The organism is Dysgonomonas termitidis, assembly GCF_042654545.1.
Taxonomy (GTDB): domain Bacteria; phylum Bacteroidota; class Bacteroidia; order Bacteroidales; family Dysgonomonadaceae; genus Dysgonomonas; species Dysgonomonas termitidis.
The window spans coordinates 1-1,655 of the sequence record NZ_JBHSGN010000001.1 but is presented as its reverse complement, the minus strand read 5'-3'; the positions used below and the strand labels follow the sequence as shown (position 1 = coordinate 1,655).

Annotated in this window: 3 protein-coding genes; all 3 read right to left on the bottom strand. The window is 47.7% G+C overall.

Translation table 11 applies throughout. From position 1 onward, the window contains the following. Positions 1-182, bottom strand: a 182-nt coding sequence (locus ACFO6W_RS00015; protein ID WP_379993250.1) for a hypothetical protein, incomplete at its 3' end; no start/stop codon positions are given. 96 nt (positions 183-278) lie between these two features. Beyond that, positions 279-794, bottom strand: a complete 516-nt coding sequence (locus ACFO6W_RS00010; RefSeq protein WP_379993251.1) for a ParB N-terminal domain-containing protein — start codon at positions 792-794, stop codon at positions 279-281. A 137-nt stretch (positions 795-931) separates the two neighbouring features. Further along, the coding region (locus ACFO6W_RS00005) for a DUF3440 domain-containing protein (protein WP_379993249.1) at positions 932-1,655 on the bottom strand (724 nt) is incomplete at its 5' end.

The window sequence follows — 1,655 nt, the reverse complement described above, 5'->3', positions numbered from 1 at the left end:
GCCTTGGCGTAGGGGAAGTAAAACACTTTAGCGGCATAAGGGTCGATACTGTTTATGGCGGCAGCAGGGGAAGCCTGCGCACGGATAACCGCGGGTAAAAGGATGGACAGCAAAACAAAAACAGCTATCGCCAGCAACGGATGCCGCAGGCCGGCCGGGCTTATGTCTGTACTCTTTTTCATATGTTATGGATGTAAATTTCCTTTATATTTAACTTCATAATAAAAATTTTAGCGATCTTCCGGACTTGCCGGCAAACAGGCCTGTGCCTTCCTATATTATTTTTTCACCAGATCCCTTATTGAAAATTCCCGGTCTGCAAATAAAGCGGCCAGCCCGGTGAGTTGCTTTAAGCGCAGTATTTCATCCATGTCCATCCCGATATGTTTCGATATCCATGTGCCGGATTTTCCTATGGAGATCAGTTCCCTTACGATTTCCGACATCAGGGTTATGTCATGGGTGCCCCTGGCCCGGTTATGGCGTATGGTTGAAGCCATCCTTTCACTTAATTCCCGCCTGGACTCACGGATATAAGTCACAGGAAGCCTGCCCTGTGTACTTTGCGATATCTTCCGGGACTTGCGCTCAGCCTTCCTGCGGTGAAACCCGTCCACGATCCGGATGATATCCTCTTCCGGACTGCCGACAACAGGCATGGTATAGCCGTCTTCCTCGATGGAGGTAACCAGCAGGACCATTTCCGGCGGGGCAACACTGTTCGGGTTATAGTCGTTGCCTTCTATGTTTTCCGATCTTTCCCATGCGACGAAGTCTACCGGATGGTGTTTCATCGGGCTCACTTCATGCAACATCGACCGGACATAATTCAGCGTGTCTATTTTTTCATCCGTATCTTTCATGTCTTTTATATACCGGCATATAGATGCAGTCATTTGTTGAAAAACATAATTTTCTTCATTTTGATTTTTCATAGCATTTCTTCGTATTTCCGGATTAATTCCTGTTGCCTTAATATCTGCTTCTTTGTCATCGAGAAAGACAGTGTCCTGCACGTAATATCATTTTTAAGGATAGCCATGCACATACGTTTCCAGGAGAGGAAATCCGTTTTGTTATCCAGGCCGGGCAATGCATCCGGTATGGTTTTGAAACGCACGACATATTTGTCACCCTTTCCCCGTTTACTATACTGCCGGGTATTGACGATCATATCCGGGTCCAGCTCGAAGATGTCTTCCTCGCTGACGGGAGAACCGGTACTGTTCCAGTAACGGATAAACTTTATGAATTTGGCCGTATATATCCTGCGGGTCTCTTCAGGGAGTGTTCTCAGCAGGAACTTGCAATAGCTCTTCCAAGTATGCCCTTGAGGGAGGCTTATCCTCCCGGCTCCCGTTGCTTTGGTCCCGCAATAGATATTCCCGAAGTTGGCTCCGCTGACACGGTCTACTACTCTTACCCATGTTTCGGGCTCCAATACGTTGAAAAGGTTTAGCCCGGCTTTTTGCTCATCCCCGTAAGGCTCGCATATCCGCATCCCGGACAAAGGGACTCCCGCCATATAAAACAGGTCATAGATACTATTGTAGGGCTTGCGGTACCTGCCGTTGTATGTCCAGATATCCTCCGTGCGCCAGTCACAGATAGGGTAAAAGTTATAGGTATTGTCCGATATCCGGGTTGAATAGCTT

What these genes read in the sequence shown, in the direction of transcription:
- ACFO6W_RS00010 (WP_379993251.1), bottom strand. Translation starts at nt 794, where the DNA reads ATGAAACACCATCCGGTAGACTTCGTCGCATGGGAAAGATCGGAAAAC.